Source organism: Alteromonas sp. BZK5 (assembly GCF_014349115.1).
Taxonomy (GTDB): Bacteria; Pseudomonadota; Gammaproteobacteria; order Enterobacterales; family Alteromonadaceae; genus Alteromonas; species Alteromonas macleodii.
The window spans coordinates 1-3,385 of record NZ_JACSOE010000176.1; the positions used below are offsets into that span (position 1 = coordinate 1).

General features: G+C 38.0%; 4 protein-coding genes. All 4 read left to right on the forward strand.

What is annotated here, in order from left to right:
* The coding region (locus BIZ39_RS20810) for a hypothetical protein (RefSeq protein WP_187447967.1) at positions 1-797 on the forward strand (797 nt) is incomplete at its 5' end.
* A gap of 429 nt (positions 798-1,226) precedes the next feature.
* On the forward strand, positions 1,227-1,478 hold the full coding sequence (locus tag BIZ39_RS20815; RefSeq protein ID WP_187447968.1) for a hypothetical protein: 252 nt from the start codon (positions 1,227-1,229) through the stop codon (positions 1,476-1,478).
* Between the two features lie 172 nt (positions 1,479-1,650).
* Positions 1,651-2,328 (forward strand): hypothetical protein, encoded by a 678-nt coding sequence (locus BIZ39_RS20820; protein WP_187447969.1) that lies wholly within the window; start codon positions 1,651-1,653, stop codon positions 2,326-2,328.
* A 4-nt stretch (positions 2,329-2,332) separates the two neighbouring features.
* Complete coding sequence (locus BIZ39_RS20825) at positions 2,333-3,025, forward strand: hypothetical protein (RefSeq protein ID WP_187447970.1); 693 nt, start codon at positions 2,333-2,335, stop codon at positions 3,023-3,025.
* The last annotated feature ends 360 nt before the right edge of the window (positions 3,026-3,385 follow it).

Genomic DNA, 3,385 nt, shown 5'->3' on the forward strand with positions numbered 1-3,385 from the left:
CATTAGACTGGAGTTACATCGATTTCAGGTTGTATACCCCCTCAGATTTCGTCAAAGGTAACTCAGGTAATAACTACACATCGCAATTCATTTTTTCTTCTGATCCCGAAATTGACAGAGTAATTTTTATTGAATCAAAAAGTGAAGTGTTAGTAAGCTATGACACAATACCGATTGACGAAAAAGAGTTTTCTGCGTTTTTCGATGAATTGCGTCGCACGATCAGTGATTTTCAAATCATTTCTCCCCGAGACAAATGGAAACGAGCAGAGTTTGTAGAAGGAAAAGCCAATAGTTTTTTTCACGTCAATTATGGCTTAGACATTCAAGATTTAAGGCTGATTACTTTAGATACGGTCCGCCAGCTTTTTAAAGGCGAAGTCTCTTTACCGGTTTTCAACGTCTCCATGGAAATAGAAAAAGCGTACCTGTATATATTAGCCCTGGTCGCTATTCTTTTAACGTACTTAAACTTTCAATTACGATTAATAAATGCCTCTATCCAGCGAACGGATTTTGAACGCTTTTCATTAACCAGTTGGAAAGTCTATTCCCCTATAAATAGCGTCGTCAGTAAAGCCAGCCAAATGATCGAGGCGGTATGTGCTATTGTGGGCTATGTATCTGCAACATTAACTCCATTAGTCGTACTTTTTTTCTTATGGCACTTCAACAACATTGTCGGAGAATACGAATTTCATTTCATTCCGGCGACATTGTCTGTTCTATTTTTGGTGCTCATCACGTTCCTGGCCCTTACTAATGTATTGCAATTAGTTCGAAAACCGTTGGACTAGTAAAAATGATGGATATTAATGTCCATTTTTCACTAATAAAGATGGAAACGGGTCTAAGACAAAGTTAACAACGCTTTTATGTAATAGGCCCGGCTGGAGGCGGTAAATCATCTAAAATTGAACTCTGTGATGAAATTAACCATGCTATAAAACATCTTTTAATAGCAGGCATAAAAAACTCTTTGTATCAATCACATAGAATACAAACTCTATTTTTTAGTAGTGATAATTAGGGTAGTAAAGTTATTATCACTGAAACGTAACAATTCCTACTTTATTGGTTTTAAAAGAATTTTTAGCACTCCATTGTATCCAGCAATTCGCACTAAAAAGTAGTTTAATTTCAATCTTACTTGCATTGTTCTACTCTTTTAATGACCACCTTATGATTTTTTTCGCACATATTGCGCCTGAAGATAAGGGGTTATCATGAAACTTAATTCAACTCACAAATTAACCGTGGTCGGTAAAGTTTCTGCTAAAGAAGCTGGTAAAGTAGCCCTGATAATGGTTTATACGAAACTTTTTTTGGCTATAGTGTTCGGAGTTTGCCTAATAATAACCACTCTAAATATTACCAGAAGCAGTTCATCTCCTACTTGGTTGTCTTCCTTCCCCCCTGAACAAAAAAGCACAGAGTGTACCTTTGATACAACATTCAACGAACTGAGTGATAACTAATATTCCTTTTTTCAACCGAAGTTCGAGCGGTACTCTCGTTTGAACTATTGAGCATCAGCCCACTGGCTAATCTCCAGCAATGCTCGTTTATCGCCAATATATCAATTATCGATACGTGTTTTTCATACTTAATACATTAAAGATATTGTTATTAAGCGGCGAATGAAAAGTAGTGATAAAAGCCTATACAAATGATGAAACGCTGATTGTCCGAGACGAGTATTCGCTCAAGTGTCATAAACCGTTGCCTGTGCCTGCAGATAACATCGACATTGATGATTTTTTCAATCGATGGGACACATTAACTGCCACGGCGTTCGAGGGACTCCCTAGCTTTATTCGAGATTCATTTGAAGTAAGAGCACTTTCTAAGCTCATTACAAATCAGCAGTTCAAAAATAGTGCGAAAAGTGCTGTCCAATACCATAACAGCGTAAGAGAAGGCCTCCTTTCGATGATGGAGTCTGGTTTCATCAATATTATGCCCACTACTGCAAAGCAAGAGTTTTTTGCTTTTATGCAGTATGCCATTTCTCCCTATTCTCACCTTTATACCGAATGCGATGCGATCCTGATTAAAAACGGTAACCTCATGGACATGTTACTCATAGGTCATCATCAGTTTGATGTTCTTATTTTCGATAGGGGCTTAGTCGACTCTCACGCAATTAGCTTTGCGCTTAAATTAGGTCTGCCCGTGGTAGTGACAACTGAGGAATTAACTTTTTCTGATAAAAAAAGACGAATTCGACTTACGCAAAATCACAATGCGAATACCTCGTTAGACAAAGCTTTACCCTTTGAGGTCAACATAGATGTTATTTTCCATCCGAAGCAAGTAAAAGGATAAGAGTATGGACAAGCTGGCTATTAAGCTAAACACCGCGCCTAAGACTACTGGTTTACGCCCCTCTAATGTCAATACGAAGGCAGGACCACGCACACGCATTGTTTATTCAAAACCTATTAAAATAAATCATGGCCAAGTTTTCAGTAAATACAAAGTTGTAGAGCGTATTGCAAGAAACACTGTTGTGATCATTAGCAGCTTTTATCGTTGCAAACACCCAGACGCGAAAGAGTTGTTCGATAACTATATTTCAGCAGTTATCAATGCACAAAAAAAGTCGATTGCGAATCAAAAATCTGAATTGATTAAAGCGGTGGAGCAAGCAGAGCAAAAAGGATTTAAATTTGACCTTCAAGGGAACCCGGCAACGATAGATATCGTTATCTCTAACCCACACGTTCATCAGGTAGCTGACTTGTTAATAGATGTAGATGAAAACATCGACATGCTGACAAAGCTCTCTGTCATTGAACTCATTAATGACGATGTTTACAAGCAGCATGAGAAGTTTGCTTTGTACTGCATCGATTACATTGATAAATCGCTTACAGTTCTTCTTCAAAGGCTCAATAAAGAATTTAGTTTCAAACCAAATAAAAGCGTGTCAAAGAGCAATACACCGGATGTAGATTTCACCAAGATTAAAGCATTTCTAAAAGAGCTACTCTCTGATGCATCTAAACCAGTTCCTGAGTAAAGCTGATGGGTACTGAACTATTCATGCGCTTATTGAGCGTCCTCTTATCAAGAGTGGGGTTCTCGTTCTTCCTGGGAGGTTTGGTATTTTCTCTGATTATGCATAACAGTGTGAGTTATACATTGCTCATAGAAAATATGAATAACTTTTTCGTTCAACTCTTTTATGCACTGTTAGGTATATAGCCATGATTTGGTACATCATCCTCAGCCTTTTACTTTTCGAGCTCACGGCAATCATCTTCTTATTACCAAAGGAACTGGTTGTTAGCATGATCAATGAAGAGCGCCTTGCCTCTGTGCGTTGGTTTGGAGAAGAAAAAACGGAAAAGATGATTGAGTCAGCTAATGAGAACTACGA